The 409-nt window shown below is 30.8% G+C and carries 1 protein-coding gene; it reads right to left on the bottom strand.

The features are described from left to right. Nucleotides 1–259 (bottom strand): hypothetical protein (locus AB4486_RS28050; protein WP_372120098.1); only part of this gene is annotated, 259 nt, incomplete at its 3' end. Nucleotides 260–409: the final 150 nt, after the last annotated feature.

Below are 409 nucleotides of genomic sequence, written 5' to 3'. Positions count from 1 at the left end.
CTTTTAGTGTTCCACCTGTATCAAAAAGCTTAAATATCTTCTTAACGTCGTCCACAAGACTTTTGTTCTTTTGATCTTGTTGGTTGTTGCTGCTTACAATTAGATCATGTATTCCAGATGTATCACAGTTAACAAACATATTGTCATGAATTTTAGGAATTGTTACATTGTTCCTAGGTTCTAAATGTTTAAATGTACTAGAGTTGAATGTTGTACCATTATCAAAACGACATTCCCAAAAGAAAGGGTAGTTTTCCATCCATACATTACTTATGACTTTATTCCTAAAGTCAAAAATTAGCTTGTCGCTATCCTTACCAAATAAATTTATGATAGAGAAATATTCGAGATTATCACCAAATATGTCTTTAATAATATTGGTACAGTCTTCAATTGTTAGCTTTCCAAT

The organism is Vibrio sp. 10N.222.55.C6 (assembly GCF_041473395.1).
Lineage (GTDB): Bacteria > Pseudomonadota > Gammaproteobacteria > Enterobacterales > Vibrionaceae > Vibrio > Vibrio crassostreae_C.
Note: the sequence above shows the minus strand (reverse complement) of the source record. Positions and strands in the feature narration are given on the sequence as shown.